14 protein-coding genes are annotated in these 21,164 nt (G+C 39.3%); 9 read left to right on the plus strand and 5 right to left on the minus strand.

Features of this window, described 5'->3' with window-relative positions:
- Positions 1-77: 77 nt before the first annotated feature.
- Positions 78-725, minus strand: a complete 648-nt coding sequence (locus EI546_RS02725) for a hypothetical protein (RefSeq protein ID WP_128249103.1) — start codon at positions 723-725, stop codon at positions 78-80.
- 77 nt (positions 726-802) lie between these two features.
- The gene (locus EI546_RS02730; RefSeq protein ID WP_128249104.1) at positions 803-1,024 is read right to left on the minus strand and encodes a hypothetical protein; all 222 of its coding nucleotides are present in this window, start codon (positions 1,022-1,024) and stop codon (positions 803-805) included.
- A 130-nt stretch (positions 1,025-1,154) separates the two neighbouring features.
- Between EI546_RS02730 and EI546_RS02735 the strand changes: the two genes are divergently transcribed.
- From EI546_RS02735 to EI546_RS02750, 4 genes are all read left to right on the plus strand, one after another.
- Positions 1,155-2,021 (plus strand): sigma-70 family RNA polymerase sigma factor, encoded by an 867-nt coding sequence (locus tag EI546_RS02735; RefSeq protein ID WP_128249105.1) that lies wholly within the window; start codon positions 1,155-1,157, stop codon positions 2,019-2,021.
- Between the two features lie 102 nt (positions 2,022-2,123).
- A complete protein-coding gene (locus tag EI546_RS02740; protein ID WP_128249106.1) occupies positions 2,124-3,947 on the plus strand; it encodes an SLC13 family permease in 1,824 nt (607 codons plus the stop codon).
- Positions 3,948-4,637: 690 nt separating this feature from the next.
- On the plus strand, positions 4,638-5,480 hold the full coding sequence (locus tag EI546_RS02745) for an OmpA/MotB family protein (RefSeq protein WP_128249107.1): 843 nt from the start codon (positions 4,638-4,640) through the stop codon (positions 5,478-5,480).
- Positions 5,481-5,664: 184 nt separating this feature from the next.
- Entirely contained in the window at positions 5,665-6,024 is a 360-nt protein-coding gene (locus tag EI546_RS02750; RefSeq protein WP_128249108.1) for a hypothetical protein, read from the plus strand.
- Positions 6,025-6,042: 18 nt separating this feature from the next.
- Here the strand turns inward: EI546_RS02750 and EI546_RS02755 are convergent, their stop codons facing one another.
- Entirely contained in the window at positions 6,043-6,768 is a 726-nt protein-coding gene (locus tag EI546_RS02755; RefSeq protein WP_128249109.1) for an SDR family oxidoreductase, read from the minus strand.
- Between the two features lie 70 nt (positions 6,769-6,838).
- Between EI546_RS02755 and EI546_RS02760 the strand changes: the two genes are divergently transcribed.
- The 3 genes from EI546_RS02760 (at position 6,839) to EI546_RS02770 (ending at position 10,738) form a co-directional block, all read left to right on the plus strand.
- Positions 6,839-7,453 carry a M15 family metallopeptidase gene (locus tag EI546_RS02760; protein ID WP_128249110.1) on the plus strand — a complete coding sequence of 205 codons (615 nt, stop codon included), beginning with the start codon at positions 6,839-6,841 and terminating at the stop codon, positions 7,451-7,453.
- Positions 7,454-7,722: 269 nt separating this feature from the next.
- Positions 7,723-9,111, plus strand: coding sequence for an Ig-like domain-containing protein (locus EI546_RS02765; RefSeq protein WP_128249111.1), 1,389 nt, complete (start codon positions 7,723-7,725; stop codon positions 9,109-9,111).
- A gap of 16 nt (positions 9,112-9,127) precedes the next feature.
- Positions 9,128-10,738, plus strand: coding sequence for an FG-GAP-like repeat-containing protein (locus EI546_RS02770; RefSeq protein ID WP_128249112.1), 1,611 nt, complete (start codon positions 9,128-9,130; stop codon positions 10,736-10,738).
- Between the two features lie 235 nt (positions 10,739-10,973).
- Here the strand turns inward: EI546_RS02770 and dnaK are convergent, their stop codons facing one another.
- Positions 10,974-12,893 (minus strand): molecular chaperone DnaK, encoded by a 1,920-nt coding sequence (gene dnaK / locus EI546_RS02775; protein WP_128249113.1) that lies wholly within the window; start codon positions 12,891-12,893, stop codon positions 10,974-10,976.
- A 323-nt stretch (positions 12,894-13,216) separates the two neighbouring features.
- Positions 13,217-14,413, minus strand: a complete 1,197-nt coding sequence (locus EI546_RS02780) for an IS256 family transposase (RefSeq protein WP_128248875.1) — start codon at positions 14,411-14,413, stop codon at positions 13,217-13,219.
- Positions 14,414-15,735: 1,322 nt separating this feature from the next.
- Between EI546_RS02780 and EI546_RS02785 the strand changes: the two genes are divergently transcribed.
- A complete protein-coding gene (locus EI546_RS02785; RefSeq protein WP_128249114.1) occupies positions 15,736-18,762 on the plus strand; it encodes a DNA polymerase III subunit alpha in 3,027 nt (1,008 codons plus the stop codon).
- A 188-nt stretch (positions 18,763-18,950) separates the two neighbouring features.
- Positions 18,951-21,011 (plus strand): acetate--CoA ligase family protein, encoded by a 2,061-nt coding sequence (locus tag EI546_RS02790; protein WP_128249115.1) that lies wholly within the window; start codon positions 18,951-18,953, stop codon positions 21,009-21,011.
- Positions 21,012-21,164 lie beyond the last annotated feature (153 nt).

Here is a 21,164-nt window from a genome sequence, read left to right on the forward strand (position 1 = left end):
TGTGGAGGAATTTCCCAAAAGGGTAAAATCCCATTAATCAGGATATCATAATTCAGAAGAAATAGATACGTTAATAATTACGGTTTTACCACAATGGCAGTAGCTTTATTTCCCGTTAGGAGATTCCACTCATAGGTAGCGAGTATATTCCCCACCTCATCCAGAATCTGTAATTGGGCAGTATTGGGGCCGGAAGATCCTTGATTCAGTGCTTGGAAGTCTATTTTATTAAAACCATCTTGAAGAGGAAGATTAAAACCCCTAAAACTTCCTTCGAGCATAACGTTGGAAATAATCATATCACCATTAACAAAGATGCGAACACGATCTCCATCTACATATTCATGGTCTCTATACTGGATAGTTACATATTTAGAATTGGTTTTAATGTCACCTAGATACATATCCTTACCATAATCGGGTTTTGCTTCCTTATCGCTGGTAAAAGCTTTGGGAGCTTTATTCGGACCCGTATATTCCATTAGCCCATCCCCTCTTTGCATATCAATTTGCTTTTCCCTTTCTACTCCTAAATCGGAATTGGGCGTATTTGGGTTTTTGTTTTTTGAAAGTAATGGTGCGGAAACCGGAATTTCAAATCCTGTGGAACTGCCAACATTGGGTTCCGAAGAATTAAAACGAACGGAATTATTGGGCAATTCTATTTGTGAAATTGCGGATCCTGAAATCAAAACGAAAAGGCCATACAGAAAATACTTCAACATATCAAAATTTTTCATTCATGATTACAACAACTGCACCAAAAATACTTGAAATCATGCTATTATCCCCTATAAAAACACTACTTTTGCACGGTTTCATCTTTTTGTCTTTTGTTTCGCCATATAATGACAAGCACAACGACCGCCAAGGGTAGAATTATAAAGAGAATTATATTCACCGGCTCGGAGAAATCTACAGGAGAATTGTCTTGTGGCTTAGGAACTTCAGTAGGGATTTGAGCGTTAAGGTTCACTCCCAAAAGAATAAAAAGAGATACCAAACTATATTTTAAGATTTTCATTTGTTTTTTTATTCTAATGTAGGTAAAAAAGAAATGGATTTCAAATTTTAACAGATTGTGTTAACAATTTGGAAATGACGGGATAATGTGGTATTATGCCCTGTTTTTCAAATTAAACCCCTATTAAACTATGAGACAACTTAAAATCACCAAGCAGGTAACCAACCGCGAGACCAAATCCTTGAACAGCTATTTGCAGGACGTTAGTAAAATCGACCTGATTACAGCAGAAGAGGAAGTGGAATTGGCCCAACGAATTCGTGAGGGCGATCAAGCTGCCTTAGATAAATTGAGTCGGGCCAACCTGCGATTCGTGATTTCCGTGGCAAAACAATACCAAAACCAAGGTTTGAGCCTTCCTGATTTGATCAACGAAGGAAACGTGGGATTGGTTAAAGCCGCAAAAAGATTTGATGAGACCCGAGGGTTTAAATTTATTTCCTATGCAGTTTGGTGGATCCGTCAGGCCATATTGCAGGCTATCGCAGAACAATCAAGAGTGGTAAGGCTGCCATTGAACAAGATTGGCGATATCAATAAAATAAAAAAAGCTTCCATCCATTTGGAACAAAAGTTTGAAAGAATTCCTACTGCCGCCGAGATTGCCAAAGAACTTGACTTTAGCGAGGCCAAAGTAAAAAGTTCATTGAAAAACTCTACGCGAAGTCTTTCTATGGATGCTCCCTTCCAAGAAGGTGAGAACGATAATAACCTTTACGATGTTTTGAGTTCAGGCGAAAGTCCGAATCCAGATAAAAATTTGATGCACGAATCACTGCGTATTGAGATTAACCGAGCTCTTGATACTCTTGCTCCACGCGAAGCAGATGTTGTGAAGCTGAATTTTGGTCTTTGCGGCCAACCTCCTATGACTCTTCAGGAAATTGGAGATACGTTTGACTTGAGTAGGGAGCGAGTTCGTCAGATACGGGAAAAAGCTATCCGCAGATTGCGCCAGACATCAAAAAGCCATATCCTCAAAAAATATCTAGGATAAAATTTCTATTCGAAGTTATTGGCAGGTACAATAATTTTATGAAATTGTTAGGGAACGAGTATTATTTCTACAGTTATCTTTAGCGAGACCAACCTCTCACTGATGACCACAGAAATAATACTCGTTTTTTCAATTCTGATTATTACCATTCTTCTTTTTGCATTTGAAGTCTTTTCTGTAGATAAAATTGCTTTTCTGTTAATTGGAACTTTGGCCCTAACCGGACTTATATCTCCAGAAGAAGCAATTTCAGGTTTTTCAAATTCCGCCACTATCACCGTTCTTTCCTTGATGATTATTGCCTTGGCCCTTGAGGACAACGGAGTTATAGCTTCCATGGCGCGTTTTCTGAAGAATCTTCACGTTTTACCATTGGTAATCCTACTGCCCGTTATAATGCTTATCACTGGAGGCATCTCTGCCTTTATAAACACAACGGCTGTGGTCATTGTGTTTATAAAGATTATTTCGGAACTCTCAAAACGATTCAATCTTTCACAATCCAAACTCCTAATGCCCATTTCGTTTGCGGGAATCCTTGGGGGAAGTTGTACATTGATGGGAACTTCCACCAACCTTATAGTAAATTCTGTTGCAAAAAATCTGGGAGCCGAACCGTTTAGTTTTTTCGAGTTTACATTATTTGGGGTCATTTTCTTGGTTGTTGGCATTATCGTAATTACCATTGCCTCAAGGTGGCTGCCAAAAGGATCGCAACAAAATCTTGAGGAAGCATACGAGCTTGAAAAATTTATCACCGTTGTAGTAATCAACAAGGATTCAGAATTGATCGATCAAAAAATAGAAGACACTTTTTTTTTCAAAGACTCTGAAATTTCAATATTAAAACTAATCCGGATGGGGCAGGTCACCAATGATCCGGGTAAATACATCTCCTTAAAAGAAAAGGATAAACTCCTTGTTATGTGCGATGTGGAATCCTTGGCCAAACTAAATACGGACAAGGGTATTACGGTACATAAGGATCAGGAAACAATTGCTGGTAAAAACGAAAGCGAAGAGAACAGCAACGAAGACAAAAAGCGTCTTGAAGAATTTGGTTTTGTAGAGCTCCTTATATTACCGGGCTCGATACTCATCGGGAAAACCTTAAAACAGTTGCGAAAACAAAGATTTCAAGGAGCCTTACCGATAGCTATTAAAAAACGAAGAAACATTCGTAACACCCAAGCCCAACTTATAAGAAAAGATATTAAGGAAATCTCCTTAAAACCTGGAGATAGATTGCTGGTGGAAATTCCAAAAGATGAAATAGGAAAACTATATGAAATGGAGAATGTCGCAATTCTTCGCGAGCATAAAACCAAACCATATCAAAATACATCCAAAAAGAGACTTTCGTTTTTAATTCTCCTATTAGTAATCGGTCTGGCGGCAAGTGGAACCTTACCCATTCTTTTAAGTGCGATTACGGGTGTGGCCCTGCTCCTACTTACACGCTGTTTGGTGCTCAACGACGTATATCATCGCATCAATTGGCAAGTAATATTTTTGTTGGCAGGAATGATTCCCCTAGGAGTAGCCATGAGCAATACAGGCGCTGACAAATGGATCTCCACCAATTTATTGAATCTTCTAAGTGGTCAAACCAACTTAATAATAATAGCACTTGTCTTCTTGATTACCATGCTTATGAGCAGTGTTGTAAGCAATAATGCCACCGCAATTATAATGACACCAATTGCCATAGCCATAGCTACGGGGCTGGATCTCTCCATGAAACCTTTTATACTCTCAGTTCTGTTTGGTGCCAATTTCAGTTTCTTCACTCCCATGGGATATCAAACAAACACACTTATTTATGGAATGGGATTTTATAAATTCAAACATTTTATGATTATTGGTGGAATTCTGTCCTTAATACTTTGGGCCCTAGGCTCATTCCTTCTTGCAACCTTACTTTAAAGCTATTGGTGATAGATGGAATACGATTCCGAACTAATTCGGTAAAAATATTAGAGGGATTTATAGAACACCGATATTAGATTACTTCAAATTTGAAGGATTCGCTTATCTTTAAAAGAATATAATGTGACGCTTTTGGTTATAAATTCTTAAAGTATTAAAAACATTTTTGCGCTAATATATTTTTAAATTAAACTTGTATAGAAAATTCATTTTGAAGCATACCATGAATTCTTTTTATAAAATATAACTTTTTTAAAACCATAATTATGAAAAACATATTTAAAGCTCTAATCGCAGGCTGGGGCGCAAAGAAATTAGGCGGCGGATGTATAGGAACCATCATAGTATTTTTAATTTTATACTGGCTTCTAGGATACGTATTTTAATAAACAGCGGCACACAATATACCGTATTTAAAAGCATCAATTTTTGATTGTAGACCAAATTGGATGATCTCATTTTATACTCCGAAAAGATTTTAGGATGACTCCTTTTAGATCCTGTGTCATTGTAAATTGGGAAATTACATTTGGTAAAATAGGGCTGGAAGAATTGTGTCTTTTTCCCTCTTTTTAATTTCCAAAAACCGTTCTTTGAAAGTTCATTTAACAAAACAATAGTATCCCTTAACTAATTATTGGTAAGGCTAGGACTTAAATTTGTTGCCAAACCTTTAAAACTATTGTTATGAAAAATGTATTTGTGTTAAGCATGGTGCTTGGATCTCTGATCGCCACGTCGTGCGTATCTAAAAAGAAGTACGTTGAAATGGAAAACCAATATAATGAAACTCGCTCGACATTGGTTAAGACTCAACTGGAAAAGGAGGAAATTGAAGCAAAATATGCTAAGATTGAAGATCGTGTATCTAGCTACAACGCCAAAATCCAATCGCTATCTGATAGTAACAAAGAACGTTTACAGCAAGTAGATGGAATCGTAATTTCAGAAAACGACAAGGAGAAAATGAGAAAAGCGCTGGCTAACGTAGATCCACAGGAATTGGCTCAGGCTAAAACCCTGAAGGATTCAATGAACCTTATTGTTTCCCACAACCTAAAGAAGAACTTAGATAGCAACTTAATTGGAGAAGGGGAAGAAAATGATATCGATATTGACATCAACGAAACAGTGGTAATGATTACTATCTCAGACAAGTTGCTTTTCAGTTCGGGAAGTGCTCGAGTTAATCCAAAAGCCAATAATCTTTTAAAGCGTCTGGCAGATATAATCAACAGTGAGCCAGCTCTTGAGGTAATGGTGGAAGGACACACAGATAGCCAAACCGTAAAACCCGGAGCTGCAATAAAAGACAATTGGGAGCTGAGCGTGCAACGCTCTACCTCTGTTATCCGTAAGCTACAGGACGATTATGGGGTGGATCCCGCCAAACTTATCGCAGCAGGAAGAAGTAGCTACCATCCATTAACGGAGAATGACACCAAGGATGGAAGAGCTAAGAACAGGAGGACTCGCATTGTAATCCTTCCAAACCTCGATAAATTCTTGGCAATGCTTTCCGCAAACTAGAAAAAAATAAATATAATTTAAAAGCGATCTTTTCAGGTCGCTTTTTTTATTATAGAGTTTCGCGAAGATTATTGATTTCTTGTTCCGAAAATATTTCTATAACTGAATTAAACAATTCTAAATAAGAGGATCCTTCTTAAAATTATTCCAAATTAAACTATCTTTCCGAAAACATTTTTACATAATGGAAAAGAAAGTAGTTTCTGATTTTTGCGAACTCTATCTTTATGATGATTATGCTATAGTCCGGATTTTTGAAAATCAACATTTAGATATAAAAAAAAATGACTGGATCAGACAGCAATATAAAGACCATTTTGGCAATAAAGAGTTTGTTGTTGTGGCCGATAGAAGATTTCCACACTCAATAGATTTGGACATCTATAAAAATGGAAAAATGAGGAATAAAAAGGGTCTTGCCATTGTTTCCACCATTGAAGAGGAAAGAGAAAGAGCTTATGTAGAACAAAAACTCTTTCCCTATAGTTTCGCTCTTTTTGGCAGCTTGGAAGATGCCAAGTCCTGGGCCCAACATTTTTTTTAAAAACTCTTCTCTTTAGAATTATTTTGAAGGGGGCCTAGTCGGGCGAACTTCAATTTTACTAGGCAAGGTTCTTGGGTTCATTTTTAATAAGTCCACTACTAATTTTCCGATATCTTCCTTCTGTATTTTCCAGTCATCTTCCGCATCGGGTTCGTTTCCGTTAAAATGGGTTGAAACCGATCCTGGCATAATAGTACTCACTTTAATACCTTTATCGCGTAGGTCGAGCATAGCCGCTTGGGTGAATCCCGTAATCCCAAATTTACTGGCGTTATAGGCACTTCCTCCCTTAAAAAAATTCGTTCCCGCTAAACTAGAGATAGTAATAAAATAGCCTTTGTTCTTTTTTAATTGATCCATACCAGCTCTCAGAGTGTAAAAAGGTCCGGACAGGTTGGTATCAATAATCTCTTTCCAATCCTCTAAGGACATCACATCAACAGGAGCAAAATGTCCAATTCCAGCATTTGCAATAACAATATCCACTTTTCCGAATTCCTTTATCGCCCTGGCAACAGCATTTTGCTGACTTTCATAATCACGGACATCCGCTTCAATACCAATGACACGTGCTTTATTTTTGAATTTCGAACTTAATTCCTTAGCAGACTCATCTGCAGTACTCTTACTTCTTCCCGTAATTGCTACACTTATTCCTTCTTCCATTAAGGCTTCTGCGATCCCATAACCAATTCCCTTTGTACCTCCTGTTATCAGTGCTATTTTTGTCTCTAAATCATTCATAATTTTTCGTTTTTCCCAAAGTTAGCCAATGTAGATTTTAATGTTCCTAAATTCTTTCTAAATTTATCCAATGAAGTTTCCCATTCCTGCGATTTTAATTGTCTTTTTATTCGGTTTCGTCTCTGCCACAAAACAGCAAGACCCTTTGGTGGATCTTGAAGCCATTTCTGACGATTTTATTTATGAAATTCGCTATGCCACACCTAATAATTTTCTGGGCGAAACCCTCTATGATTGCGCTCAATGCCTTTTGCGACCAGAAGTGGCAGATGCCTTAGTTGAGGCGAATAAATATTTTCAAGAAAAAGGCTACCGAATTCGAATTTACGATTGCTATCGTCCTTTAGATGTCCAAAAGAAAATGTGGTCGAAAGTGCCGCGCGCCACTTATGTGGGAAACCCGTACGGCAACGGATCAATCCACAACCGTGGTGCAGCAGTGGATATGACCTTGGAGACTTTAGAGGGATGTTTTGTTGAAATGGGAAGTGAGTATGATCACTTTGGTAGAGCAGCTCATATCGATAATTATGATTTTTCCAAAGAAATTCTCGCCAATAGAAAGCTGTTGTTCGAGGGAATGCGCAAATTTGGCTTCTCTCCTATCCGCACCGAGTGGTGGCACTTTAGTTTTCGAAAAAACACAGGGTATGGAGTATTAAACACTCCGCTTCCCTGTAATTGATCCAGCTCAATCTCTCCCGAAAACTAGAAACATCTAAACGAACTTCTTCAATTTTACCCTCTTTTACCCCTATCGCAATTCTAAAATATTTAGTAGCTCTCGATAATTATACACTGATTTCCATAATATCCTTAATAAATACGGTCAATTATTTTCTATATTATTCATTATTAATATCAATTTGTTGGTAATTCTAAATGTTTTCTTAAATTTAAAAGCTAAATCGAAAAACTCATAACATAGAATTAAAATTTACCAGATCTCCCTCAATGAAATTTCCTGCTTCACTCTCCGCCCTCTTACTATGTTTTATAACTTTTCTGGTTTCTTGCAAGAGTGATGATGACTCAGGTTATATTCCTTTAAATATTGTTGCTCGGCCAGATATCGGGGAGGTTTTCCAAAATTCAACCTTGAATATTCCTATTTTTGATAATGATGATAATATTCCACAAACTGGAAAAATTGTTATTACCACTCCGGAATACGGTACTGCAATTATTAAAGATAACGGAACACCCGATATTCTTTTCGACGACTTCATACAATATACCCCAAACGGGACTTTTGTAGGTGAGGATTCTTTTGAATATACCGTTTGCGATCTTTCTGAAAAAAGTTGTGCTACTGCTAAAGTAACAATTGAAGTCATGCCCTTTTCTCCCGTAAACTTTGACCTTGGAGCCATACCTTATGAAAAACTTTCCGACTACAATTTCTTTCAAGGCCATTTAGCAGAAATGGATCCGGTATATGGAGTGCTACCTTATGAACCTATTAATACGTTGTTTTCAGATTATGCCCACAAAAAGAGATTTATCTGGATGCCGAATCAAGTTTCAGCTACCTACGTTTCCGATTTTGATAACCTTAACTTCCCTAGTGGAAGTGTTTTGATCAAAACTTTTTATTACGAAAATGTTTTGCCCAACAATTCCGTAAGAAATATTGAAACCCGTTTGCTGATTAAGAAAGGATCAGAATGGATTTTTGCTAACTATATATGGGATGGGGCACAGCAGGAAGCAGTTCTCAACACAACCGGTAATGGGTATAATGTTCCCATAGACTGGATAGAAAAGGGAGAAGTGAAATTCGTCAACTATAGAATCCCCTCAGAGCTGGAATGTTTTATCTGCCATAAATCCTTTGACGCCGCCATTCCCATAGCCCCGAAACCGCAAAATTTAAACTCCATTTATAATTATGCGGATGGAATGGAGAACCAACTTAAAAAATGGGAGAAAATGGGATATCTTTCCCAAAATAATATTCCTACAGATATTAGAACGGTACCAAATTGGAAAGATATTTCACAAGGTTTAAGGACTAGAGTTCGCTCCTATTTTGATATTAATTGTGCGCATTGCCATACTTATGGTGGCCATTGTGGAGCGCGTTCTTTGCGTTTGGCATATTCGCAGACCGATGAGGATTATAATCTTGGTATTTGTGTAGAGCCTGATCTTCAAATTCCGGGTTATAATGAAGCAAAATTAATTACACCGGGACACGCAGATAACTCGATCTTATTTTTTAGAGTAGCCACCACCTTAGAAGAATATAGAATGCCAATGAATGGACGGACCTTAGTAGATGAAGAGTTTTTGCCCATTTTGGAAGAATGGATAAACTCTCTTTCTACTCCTTGCAATTAATCGATAAAACCAAATTATGAAAACATCCTTAATCTTGATCGTGCTTATTTTAACCTTAGCATCTGGCAATGCTCAGGTATCTTTTACTGCTGTTCCTATTTCCACAAGTGGATCGGAGAGAGCCGTGGTCGATATGAACGGAGATATGTTGGACGACCTGGTATCTGTTAGTGCTACCAATATCCAAATTTTTTATCAACGACCCCAAGGTGGCTTTTTGGAAAGAAATATCACTACCGAATATGCAGATAACCTTCCCTCTTGGAGTCTCTCTGCGGGAGACTACGACAATAATGGCTATAACGACTTGCTCTATGCTGGAAATAATGGAGTGACCTTTATGAGAGCAAATGACGATGGTACTGCTTATGAAGAAGATTCCTTTCCACAATATGTTTTTTCACAGCGGTCCAACTTTGTTGACATAAACAATGATGGACTTCTGGATGCATTTGTTTGTCACGATGTCGCCCCAAGTGTTTATTATATTAATAATGGCGATGGTACTTTTATCTTTCATCAAGGAGATATTGGTGATTATCCTACCGGAGGAAACTATGGATCCGTTTGGATAGACTATGATAATGACGGGTATATGGATGTTTTTATCGCCAAATGCAATGTAAATGGAGATGTGAACCAAAGAAGCGAAAATCAATTATACCGGAATGATGGACAGGGAAATTTTATAGAAGTTGGTGAAGAAACCGGGTTAAAGGACAATATGCAGACTTGGTCCTCGGCTTGGGCAGATTATGATAATGACGGATATCTAGATGTTTTTATAGGAAGTAGCTCTAGCAGTTTTAACCATAAATTAAACCGAAATAACGGAGATGGAACTTTTACGGATATTTCTGCCACTACAGGTATTCACGCCCTCACAATGACAGGAATCGAAAATTGCACTTATGATTTCAATAATGATGGTTATGCAGATATCATTTCAAATGGAAACATACTTTTAAATAATGGAGATATGACTTTTACTTTAATTCCGAATGCTTTACCAAACAACAATGGATCTTTTGGAGATTTAAATAATGATGGCTTTATAGATTCATTTGCAAACGGACATATCTATTATAATAATGGAAATGCGAACCATTGGATAAAAATCGTTACCAAAGGTATCGAAAGCAATAGCAATGGAATTGGGGCACGAATAACAATAACCTCAGCACTTGGAACCCAAATTCGGGAGGTACGAAGCGGCGAAGGTTTTAAATATATGAGCACGCTGAACACCCATTTTGGATTAGGGGAGGATACAGAAATTGCCACTCTCACGGTAAGATGGCCCTCGGGAATAATTGATACTTACGAAAACGTTGATGTGGACCAGACAATTTATATAACAGAAGGTTCCACTACTGTAGGTATAGAGGAAAATGTAGTCAACAACCTAATTCTCTATCCCAATCCCACAGAAGGAATATTAACTTTAAGCAATGCGAATAATTTTACAAATCCGAGATACTCCATTTTTGATATGCAGGGAAGGTTAATAATTGGTTCGGCTCTCAATCAAAATCAAATTGATGTTTCACAACTGGCAAATGGAACATATCTTCTTAAAATTAATGATCTAAACTCCACGAAAATCCAACGTTTTATTAAGAAGTAGATAAATTAGGGTAAATTTTAAAAACATCAGTTTTCTTCCGAAAACCGATGTTTTTTGATTAACCTGGATACACCTTATTTTCGGTTAAGCTACTCTAAAAATATTCATCAATTGAACTAAATCAATAGGTCAAAAACCATATAAAGTCAATATTTTTTCAACAGAAAAGCCGCATCTTATCAAGCTGCGGCTTTAACTTTACTTAACATCAGTCTTACGACTTCCGTCATCTAACTTATTTCACTTCTTCAAAATCTACGTCCTCAACGTCACTGTTGGCATCTCCGCCACCAGTATTATCCTGTTGGGCTCCTGCGCCTCCAGCGTCTCCGGTTGGAGCACCCTGGCCATCGGCCTGAGCTTTGTACATTTCTTCAGAAGCTGTTTTCCAGGCTTCGTTAATTTTATCCAAAGCAGGCTGAATCGTAGCAACGTCTTGCGACTGATGTGCTTTTTTCAATTCTTCCAAAGCCTCTTCAATTGGTTTCTTTTTATCATCAGATAATTTATCACCAAATTCTTTAAGTTGCTTTTCAGTTTGGAAGATCATCGCGTCTGCCTCATTCAATTTGTCCACTCTTTCTTTAGCGGTCTTATCACTTTCGGCATTTGCTTCGGCGTCAGCTTTCATCTTTTTGATTTCCTCTTCGGTAAGACCTGAAGAAGCTTCAATCCGGATGTCCTGCGATTTGTTGGTAGCCTTATCTGTTGCGCTAACTTTAATGATACCGTTTGCATCAATATCAAAGGTTACTTCAATCTGTGGCGTACCTCTTTGTGCTGGTGGAATTCCGTCCAAGTGAAAACGACCGATTGTTTTGTTATCATTCGCCATAGGTCGCTCTCCTTGCAACACGTGGATCTCAACACTTGGCTGATTATCGGATGCTGTGGAGAAAATCTGACTTTTCTTGGTAGGAATGGTAGTATTCGCATCAATCAATTTGGTCATTACACCACCCATTGTTTCAATTCCTAAAGAAAGTGGAGTTACGTCAAGAAGTAATACATCTTTTACGTCTCCGGTCAAAACACCACCTTGGATTGCTGCACCAATTGCAACTACCTCATCTGGGTTTACACCTTTATGTGGTTTTTTCCCGAAGAATTTTTCAACTGCTTCCTGAACTGCTGGAATACGGGTAGATCCACCTACAAGAATAACTTCATCTATATCGCTTTTGCTAAGCCCTGCAGCTTTCATTGCACTCTCGCAAGGCTTCATAGTTCTTTTTACCAGATCGTCAATCAACTGCTCAAACTTCGCGCGGGTCAAAGTTTTTACCAAGTGTTTTGGTCCGCTAGCAGTAGCAGTAATATAAGGTAGGTTGATTTCAGTCTGTGTTGAAGATGAAAGCTCAATTTTAGCTTTTTCAGCAGCTTCTTTCAAACGTTGAAGTGCCATTGGATCCTTACGAAGGTCAAAATCTTCTTCAGCTTTAAATTCATCTGCCAACCATTTTATTATTTTTTGGTCAACGTCATCTCCACCTAAGTGAGTATCACCGTCGGTAGCAAGTACCTCAAAAACACCATCTCCCAATTCTAGGATACTCACGTCGTGAGTACCTCCACCAAAGTCAAAAACCACAATTTTCTGATCCTGACCTTTTTTGTCCAAACCATAAGCAAGAGCTGCTGCTGTTGGCTCGTTAATAATTCTTTCTACTTTCAGTCCGGCAATCTCACCAGCTTCTTTTGTAGCGTGACGCTGACTGTCGTTAAAATATGCAGGAACGGTAATTACCGCACGGGTTACTTCTTGACCTAGATAATCCTCAGCAGTTTTCTTCATTTTCTGAAGAATCATCGCGCTAAGTTCTTGTGGAGTATACAAGCGACCATCGATATCTACACGGGCAGTATCGTTGTCCCCTTTTACCACCTTGTAGGCAGAGTGTTCAACTTCATCTTTTATTTCGGAAAACTTATTCCCCATAAATCTTTTAATGGAGCTAATGGTTTTAGTGGGGTTAGTTACAGCCTGACGTTTTGCAGGGTCCCCTACTTTAATTTCGCCACCTTCCACAAATGCGATTACAGAAGGTGTAGTTCTTTTTCCTTCGGCATTAGGAATAACCACGGGCTCACTACCTTCCATTACGGCAACGCAGGAGTTGGTTGTACCTAAGTCGATTCCGATTATTTTACTCATCTTTTTATTTTTTTATTGTTATTATTTATTCCGAACAATCGCCGAGCGAATTGCGAAGGAATCTATTTCTTTAGAATTCGTGATGTTTAAGTCAAGGATTGTGCCAGCGGGAGGCATTATGACAAGGTGGCAGAATAACTATACAGTAGGTAGTTTCAATGGATAGTGGTAAATGATAAAATCTTGGGCGTGTACCTAAATCGGGCCGGGCTATAACTCAACTCTTTTATTTTATTGGATTCGTTGAATACTTCGTATTTCAGCGCTACACGGACACTATCCCGTTAAGTGTGTAAGTTTAAAATAACAGGGGTTGGACTTTTTTAGAGTCTGACCCTTTTTTCATAGATCGTTAGGAACTGGTTTAATATAATGCCCCAGTTCCTGACGGGCATTGTCCATTTTTTGGTGGCTTCCCTTACTGCCAAATATACGGATTTCATCACGGCATCGTCCGTTGGGAAGGAAAGTTTGTTCTTGGTGTACTTTCTTATCTTCCCGTTCAGGTTCTCGATAAGGTTCGTGGTATAGATGATCTTGCGTATCTCCAACGGGAACTCATAGAACACTGTGAGCTCTTCCCAGTTGTCGCGCCAGCTCTTGATGGCATAGGAATATTTATCGTTCCATTTTTGGGCAAAATCCTCTAGGGCCATCTTGGCGGCCTCCTGGTTTGGGGCGTTATAGATATGCTTCATATCTGCGGTAAAGGCTTTTTTATCCTTCCATACGACGTACCTGCAGGCATTGCGTATCTGGTGTACCACGCATATCTGGGTCTTGGACTCGGGGAACACGTTCTTGATCGTATCCGTAAAACCATTGAGGTTATCGGTGGCCGTGATAAGGATGTCTTCTGTGCCGCGCGCCCTTATATCGGTCAATACGCTCATCCAGAAAGCTGCTGATTCGTTCTTGCCAAGCCATAGCCCCAAGACCTCTTTTTTACCGTCCCTGCGCAGGCCAACGGCTATGTAGATGGTCTTGTTAATAACCTTGGAGTTCTCGCGGACCTTGAATACGATGCCATCCATCCAGACAATCAAGTAGACCGGCTCCAAGGGACGGTTCTGCCAGGCAACTATATCGCCCGATATTTTTTCCGTGATCCTGGATATGGTCGAGGTGGACACATCAAAATCATAGACCTCACGTATCTGCTCCTCAATATCGCTGTTGCTCATTCCCTTGGCATAGAGTGACACGATGACGTTCTCAAGGCCATCGACCATATTGCCCCGCTTGGGTACGATCATGGGATTGAACGAGGCCTCACGGTCTCTGGGGACGGCAATCTCGGATTCGCCAAAGGAGGTTTTTATTTTCTTCCGGGAGTGCCCGTTGCGCGAGTTGCCTCCATTGGACCTCTGGTGTTTGTCGTAATCTAGGTGGCCGTCGAGCTCACCTTCGAGCATCTTTTCGATCCCACGTTTCTGGATCTGCTTTAAAAAATCGCTGAGCTCCTCGTGGGTCTTGAACTGCTTCAGAAAATCATCTGAAATTAAATCGTCTTTCTTCATAATGTGTAAAAGTTAAAGATTAAAAACTAAATAATAAAATAGCGGGGGCCGGCCCCCGCTATTTTATTATTTACACACTTTATGAGATAGTCCCGCTACACGGTAGCGGCTTCTATCCCTCACGCAGGTATGGCACATATTGAAGATTAGATAAATCTCATTTCCAACCAAAAGTTCATCTTACATATTCTTGATAACCTCAACCTCTCAACTCCTCAACTCCTCAACTTTTAAGTCGATGAGTCGATAAGTCTATGAGTTTAGAAAAATTTCCTCAACTTCTCAACTTCTCAACTTTTTCTTAGTCGATGAGTCTATATGCTTAGAGAAACCTTCTCAACTCCTCAACTCCTCGACTCCTCAACTTTTTCTTAGTCGATGAGTCGATAGGTCGATGAGTTTAGTTCAATTTGAAAATTTCTCCTTCTCAACTCCTCAACTCCTCAACTTTTAAGTCGATGAGTCGATAAGTCTATGAGTTTAGAAAAATTTCCTCAACTTCTCAACTTCTCAACTTTTTCTTAGTCGATGAGTCTATATGCTTAGAGAAACCTTCTCAACTCCTCAACTTTTTCTTAGTCGATGAGTCGATAGGTCGATGAGTTTAGTTCAATTTGAAAATTTCTCCATCTCAACTCCTCAACTCCTCAACTCATAAACTTCTCAACTCCTCAACTTCTCAACTCCTCAACTTTTTCTTAGTCGATGAGTCTATATGCTTAGAGAAACCTTCTCAACTCCTCAACTCCTCGACTCCTCAACTTTTTCTTAGTCGATGAGTCGATAGGTCGATGAGTTTAGTTCAATTTGAAAATTTCTCCATCTCAACTCCTCAACTCCTCAACTCATAAACTTCTCAACTCCTCAACTTCTCAACTCCTCAACTTTTAAGTCGATGAGTCGATAAGTCTATGAGTTTAGAAAAATTTCCTCAACTTCTCAACTTCTCAACTTTTTCTTAGTCGATGAGTCTATATGCTTAGAGAAACCTTCTCAACCCCTCAACTCCTCGACTCCTCAACTTTTTCTTAGTCGATGAGTCGATAGGTCGATGAGTTTAGTTCAATTTGAAAATTTCTCCTTCTCAACTCCTCAACCCCTCAATTCCTCAACTCATAAACTTCTCAACTCCTCAACTTCTCAACTCATAAACTTCTCAACTCCTCAACTCCTCAACTCCTCAACTCCTCAACTCCCCAACTCCCCAACTCCCCAACTCCTCAACTCCTCAGCTCCTCAACCCCTCAACTCCTCAGCTTATAAACTTATAAACATATTTTTTCCATATTGGAATATTTCCATAATTTTGGAACAAATCCAATATGCTTTTAAATACCCATACATATTATAGTCTTCGCTATGGCACTTTCTCTAACCAGAGATTGCTCAGTCTTGCGCAACAATTGGAATATCAAAGTATTGCCCTCACTGATATAAACTCTACTTCCGCCACCTTGGAATTTATGCGAATAGCTCCAAATCACGGAATAAAACCAATTGTGGGCGTGGATTTTAGAAATGGCGCCAAACAGCAGTTTGTGATGCTGGCCAAAAACAATAATGGATTTAAGAATATCAACGATTATCTATCCGATTTTCTTCATCGGCGTGCAGAGGAAGAAGTTGAAATTCCTTCAAGAGCAAAACAACTTTCAGATACGTATGTTATTTATCCTTTTACCTCCTTTGAAGGTGAAACGCTTTTGGAAAACGAATTTCTCGGGGTAAAAATAGAAGACCTTAACCGATTGAAATTTTCATCCTGGAAAAACCGTCAGGAGAAATTGGTTATTATGCATACCGTTTCCTTTCAGAACAAAAAGGATTTCAACACCCATCGCTTGCTCCGTGCCATTGACAACAATACATTGCTCAGCAAATTGCCGACTTCAGAAGAAGGAAGTGAAAAAGATGTATTTATTCCCAAAGAAAAACTTTTGGAAGCTTATAAAGAATTTCCTTCTCTTATTGAAAACACCCAAAACCTGTTGGACAATTGTAAGGTAACTTTTGATTTCTCGAAAGAAACCCCCAACAACCAACGTTCCTATACTGGAAATGAAGGTTTGGATTTCCGGTTGCTGAAAAGATTAGCTTATGCGGGAATTCCCTATCGTTACAAACGACCTGGCGAACGCGTAATGAAACGGATGGAGAAGGAACTAGAAATTATCCGCGAAAAAAAGTTTGTCTCTTATTTTCTTATCAATTGGAAAATTCTGAAATACGCTCGCAACAAAGGGTATTTCTACGTAGGTCGTGGAAGTGGTGCGAATAGCATCATCGCTTATTTGCTTCGGATTACCGATGTGGATCCGGTGGAACTGGATTTGTATTTTGAACGTTTTATCAATTTATATCGTAAAAATCCACCCGATTTCGATATTGATTTCTCTTGGCAAGATCGAGATGATGTCACTGAATTTATTTTCCGAAGATTTAAAAACACTTCCCTTATTGCCGTTTACAACACTTTTAAATATAAAGCTTCCGTTCGCGAACTGGGAAAGGTTTTTGGATTGCCAAAGGAAGAAATCGATAAATTATCTGGTGGAGATTACATTTTTGAAACCTTGGACAAATTGTCACAGTTGGTGGTTATCTATGGAAAATATATTGAAGGATTTCCCAATTATCTGGGCATCCACGCGGGTGGAATCCTGATTTCTGAAAAACCCATCCATTATTATACCGCTACCTATATGCCGCCCAAAGGTTTCGCCACAACCCAATTCGATATGGTGATTGCTGAAGATATCGGACTTTATAAATTCGATATTTTAAGTCAGCGTGGACTGGGAAAAATAAAGGATGGCGTGGAAATAGTGCGTTACAATCACCCCAACCTTCCTCCTATTGATATTCACGATATCAAGCGCTTCAAAAAAGATGAAAAAATAAAAGGTCTCTTGCGAAATGCCGAAGCTATCGGTTGTTTTTATGTGGAATCGCCCGCCATGCGAATGCTGATGCGAAAATTACAGGTGGATGATTACTTGGGTTTGGTGGCTGCCAGTTCGGTTATCCGTCCCGGCGTGGCAAAAAGCGGAATGATGCGCGAATACATTCTCCGTTATCGTTTTCCTGAAAAAAGAAAAGAAGCTCATCCCGTTCTTCTGGATATTATGCCAGAAACCTATGGCGTGATGGTCTATCAGGAAGACGTAATAAAAGTGGCCCACCATTTCGGACAGCTCACTTTAAGCGAAGCCGATATGCTGCGAAGAGGGATGAGCGGAAAATTCCGCTCGCGGGAAGAATTTCAAAAAGTGAAGGATCATTTTTTTGAAAACTGCAAAAACGCAGGCCGTCCAGAAGAATTTACTGCCGACGTGTGGCGACAGATAGAAAGCTTTGCTGGCTATGCCTTTGCCAAAGGGCATTCCGCTTCCTATGCCGTGGAAAGCTATCAAAGTTTGTTTCTAAAAGCCTATTTTCCGTTGGAATATATGGTGGCCACCCTCAACAACGGTGGTGGATTTTACAGTGTAGAACTCTATGTGCACGAAGCACGGATGAAAGGTGGAAATATCCTTGCACCTTGTATCAATCGCAGTCGCGCAGAAACGGTCATCGACGGCAAGGATATCTATATCGGCTTCGGTTTTCTGCAATCTTTGGAAGGCAAGCTCATCCATAAAATAATTACGGAACGTCGCAGAAATGGAGCTTTTGAAAGCTTAAATAATTTTATCGAACGGATTTCCATCGGGATGGAGCAGATTACCATTCTTATAAAAATAAATGCATTTCGTTTCACTGGAAGAAATAAGCGGGAGCTGCTCTGGGAAGCCTATATGAAAATCAACAAAATAAGTTTTGAGGAAAATGTGTACACTTTATTCAAATCGCCCACGGTAAACTATAAGACTCCTTCCCTACCCAACACCAATCTTGAAGATGCTTTTGACGAAATGGAACTGCTGGGATTTCCGCTTTGCAATCCCTTCGATCTGCTCTTGGAACCTTCACATAATCCGTTGCGGGCAGCCCATCTGCATCAATATATCGGAAAACAAGTAACCGTGGAAGCCTATCTCGTCACCGTAAAAAGAACGCGAACCACTCGTGGAGATACAATGTATTTCGGAAATTTTCTGGACAGAGACGGTCATTTTGTTGATACCGTTCATTTTCCTCCCGTGGCCAAGCAATATCGTTTCCGCGGAAAAGGAATCTATACCATTACCGGAAAAGTAGTGGAAGAATTTGATTGCATCACCATTGAAGTCTCAAAAATGGAACACTTGGCAATAATCCAAGACCCGAGATATGCGATGCAGTCCAAAGCTAATGAACAATTGGCTGCCGCTAAAGAAAGACGTAGAACCGAAAGACAAAAGATGTGAGGCAAAAAAACCTAACAGGTTTTGAAAACCTGTTAGGTTTCATTATCAGTTCAATTAAAAATCCCAATGGTTTCGGAAACCTTTAAGTTTGATTTGAAGCCTCTCGCAGAAAATACAATTATGATCAAAATCATTCCCTGCACTTTTTATATATCGTACTTTTATATCTTTTATTTATCAGAAAACCTATGGTCAACAAACAACTCCTCCAACCTGAAAGTATAGTAGTAATCGGTGGTTCCAACGACATCAAAAAACCAGGTGGCAATATGCTCCGGAATATTCTTGCCGGTGGCTTTGATGGTGGATTGACCGTTGTAAATCCAAAGGAAGAAAGAGTTCAGGGAATTAAAAGTTATTCAACGGTTGAGGAAATCCCCAATGCAGATTTAGCAATTCTGGCCATTGCTGCCAAATATTGTCCTGCGACTATCAAAACTTTGGCAGAAGAAAAAAACACCAAGGCTTTTATAATTATTTCCGCAGGTTTTGGAGAAGGTGATGAACAGGGAAAAAAATGGGAAGATGAAATAAGAGAAACCGTAAACAGCGTAAACGGGTGTTTGATCGGTCCCAATTGCATCGGGGTTATCACCGAAAAATATAAAGGCGTTTTCACTGCTCCTGTCCCACCCTTCAATCCAAAAGGTTGTGATTTAATTTCTGGTTCTGGAGCCACCGCAGTCTTTATTATGGAAGCTGGAATGGCATTGGGAGTAACTTTCGCATATGTGTTCTCTACAGGAAACGCTGCCCAGACAACCGTAGAAGATATTTTGGAATATATGGATCTTAATTTTGATCCCGAAAAAGATCCACTTATAAAATTGCTATATCTTGAAACCGTTTCCAACCCCAAGAAACTTTTAAAGCACGCCTCTTCACTAATTAAAAAGGGAGCAAAAATTGCCGCAATAAAAGCTGGAAGCACTGAAGAAGGAAGTCGTGCTGCTACTTCCCATACCGGAGCCATTGCCAGTAGTGATATGACCGTACGGGCACTGTTTCACAAAGCAGGAATTGTATATTGCAGCAGTCGCGAGCAATTATTGAGCGTGGCCGCTATTTTTAATTATCGAAAACTAAAAGGAAAAAACATTGCCATCATCACCCACGCCGGCGGTTCGGCAGTAATGCTGGCGGATCAACTTTCTAAGGGCGGACTGAAAGTACCAGAGATTTCTGGCCCCGATGCCGAAAAACTCAAATCCTTTTTATATCCTGGTTCCTCCATTGCCAATCCAATAGATTTTTTGGCCACAGGAACTGCTGAGCAACTTGGAATCATTATCGATTACTGCGAACATAAATTCGACAATATCGATGCGATGGTTGTGGTCTTTGGAAGTGCGGGACTTTTTAATGTGGAAAATGTTTATAATGTATTAAGTGTAAAACTCGAAATCTGCAACAAGCCCATTTTCCCTGTGCTTCCTTCCGTAGTCAATGCACAAAATGAAATCCAATCTTTTCTAAGGAAAGGTCATATCCATTTTCCAGATGAAGTTGTTTTGGGAAAAGCCTTGGCGCAGGTTTTTAATACACCAGCACCGCAATCCCAGGAAATTTCATTACCGAAAATTGATTCTGAGAAAATCCGAAAAGTTATTGATTCTGCTTCTGATGGATATTTATCTCCTTCACAAACCGTGGAAATATTGGATGCAGCAGGAATTCCAAGAGTCCACGAAATTGTGGAAAGTTCAAAGAAGAATTTATTGAAGGCTCTTGAAAACATTAGTTTTCCGGTGGTAATGAAAGTTGTGGGTCCTCTTCACAAATCCGATGCACAAGGAGTAATTCTGAATATCGCCAACCAAGAAGAAGCGGGTGAAACTTTTGATTCGTTAATGAAAATAAAGGAAGCAAAGGCAGTAATGGTCCAACCTCAACTCGCGGGATTGGAATTGTTTGTCGGCGTGATGAAAGAACCCGGATTTAACCACACTATTTTATGTGGTTTAGGTGGAATCTTTATTGAAGTGCTCCAAGACGTTTCCGCAGGACTAAGTCCTATTTCCAAAAATGAAGCCACCGAAATGGTCCAATCCCTTCGCGGTTATAAATTGATCCAAGGAGCGAGAGGTCAAAAAGGCGCCAATGAAGCTATTTTTATAGAGATTATCCAACGCTTATCTGCCTTAGTAGAAGCTGCGCCCGAAATTGTTGAAATGGATATCAATCCGTTAATTGGAACGCAGGAATCGATTATTGCGGTGGATGCACGGATTAAGGTTCAAAAGACTTAATGAATATTCTCCAAAACCTATATTCAAAACCTCACAGGTCTTCCTCCTACGCTAAAATGGCTTCGGCGGAAAAGTTGAGACCTGTGAGGTTTGTGCGGAACGCTTCGATTAATAAATTACAGAACTATATATTTATAACTTGCATACTATAAT

The sequence above is a fragment of the Aequorivita sp. H23M31 genome (assembly GCF_004022485.1).
GTDB lineage: Bacteria > Bacteroidota > Bacteroidia > Flavobacteriales > Flavobacteriaceae > Aequorivita > Aequorivita ciconiae.

Excerpts from the sequence above, each read along its gene's own strand:
- EI546_RS02790 (WP_128249115.1), top strand. The coding sequence starts at position 18,951 with ATGGTCAACAAACAACTCCTCCAACCTGAAAGTATAGTAGTAATCGGT.
- EI546_RS02725 (WP_128249103.1), bottom strand. The coding sequence starts at position 725 with ATGTTGAAGTATTTTCTGTATGGCCTTTTCGTTTTGATTTCAGGATCC.
- EI546_RS02760 (WP_128249110.1), top strand. The coding sequence starts at position 6,839 with ATGAAGTTTCCCATTCCTGCGATTTTAATTGTCTTTTTATTCGGTTTC.
- dnaK (WP_128249113.1), bottom strand. The coding sequence starts at position 12,893 with ATGAGTAAAATAATCGGAATCGACTTAGGTACAACCAACTCCTGCGTT.
- EI546_RS02780 (WP_128248875.1), bottom strand. The coding sequence starts at position 14,413 with ATGAAGAAAGACGATTTAATTTCAGATGATTTTCTGAAGCAGTTCAAG.
- EI546_RS02740 (WP_128249106.1), top strand. The coding sequence starts at position 2,124 with ATGACCACAGAAATAATACTCGTTTTTTCAATTCTGATTATTACCATT.
- EI546_RS02765 (WP_128249111.1), top strand. The coding sequence starts at position 7,723 with ATGAAATTTCCTGCTTCACTCTCCGCCCTCTTACTATGTTTTATAACT.
- EI546_RS02730 (WP_128249104.1), bottom strand. The coding sequence starts at position 1,024 with ATGAAAATCTTAAAATATAGTTTGGTATCTCTTTTTATTCTTTTGGGA.
- EI546_RS02745 (WP_128249107.1), top strand. The coding sequence starts at position 4,638 with ATGAAAAATGTATTTGTGTTAAGCATGGTGCTTGGATCTCTGATCGCC.
- EI546_RS02735 (WP_128249105.1), top strand. The coding sequence starts at position 1,155 with ATGAGACAACTTAAAATCACCAAGCAGGTAACCAACCGCGAGACCAAA.
- EI546_RS02750 (WP_128249108.1), top strand. The coding sequence starts at position 5,665 with ATGGAAAAGAAAGTAGTTTCTGATTTTTGCGAACTCTATCTTTATGAT.
- EI546_RS02785 (WP_128249114.1), top strand. The coding sequence starts at position 15,736 with ATGCTTTTAAATACCCATACATATTATAGTCTTCGCTATGGCACTTTC.
- EI546_RS02770 (WP_128249112.1), top strand. The coding sequence starts at position 9,128 with ATGAAAACATCCTTAATCTTGATCGTGCTTATTTTAACCTTAGCATCT.
- EI546_RS02755 (WP_128249109.1), bottom strand. The coding sequence starts at position 6,768 with ATGAATGATTTAGAGACAAAAATAGCACTGATAACAGGAGGTACAAAG.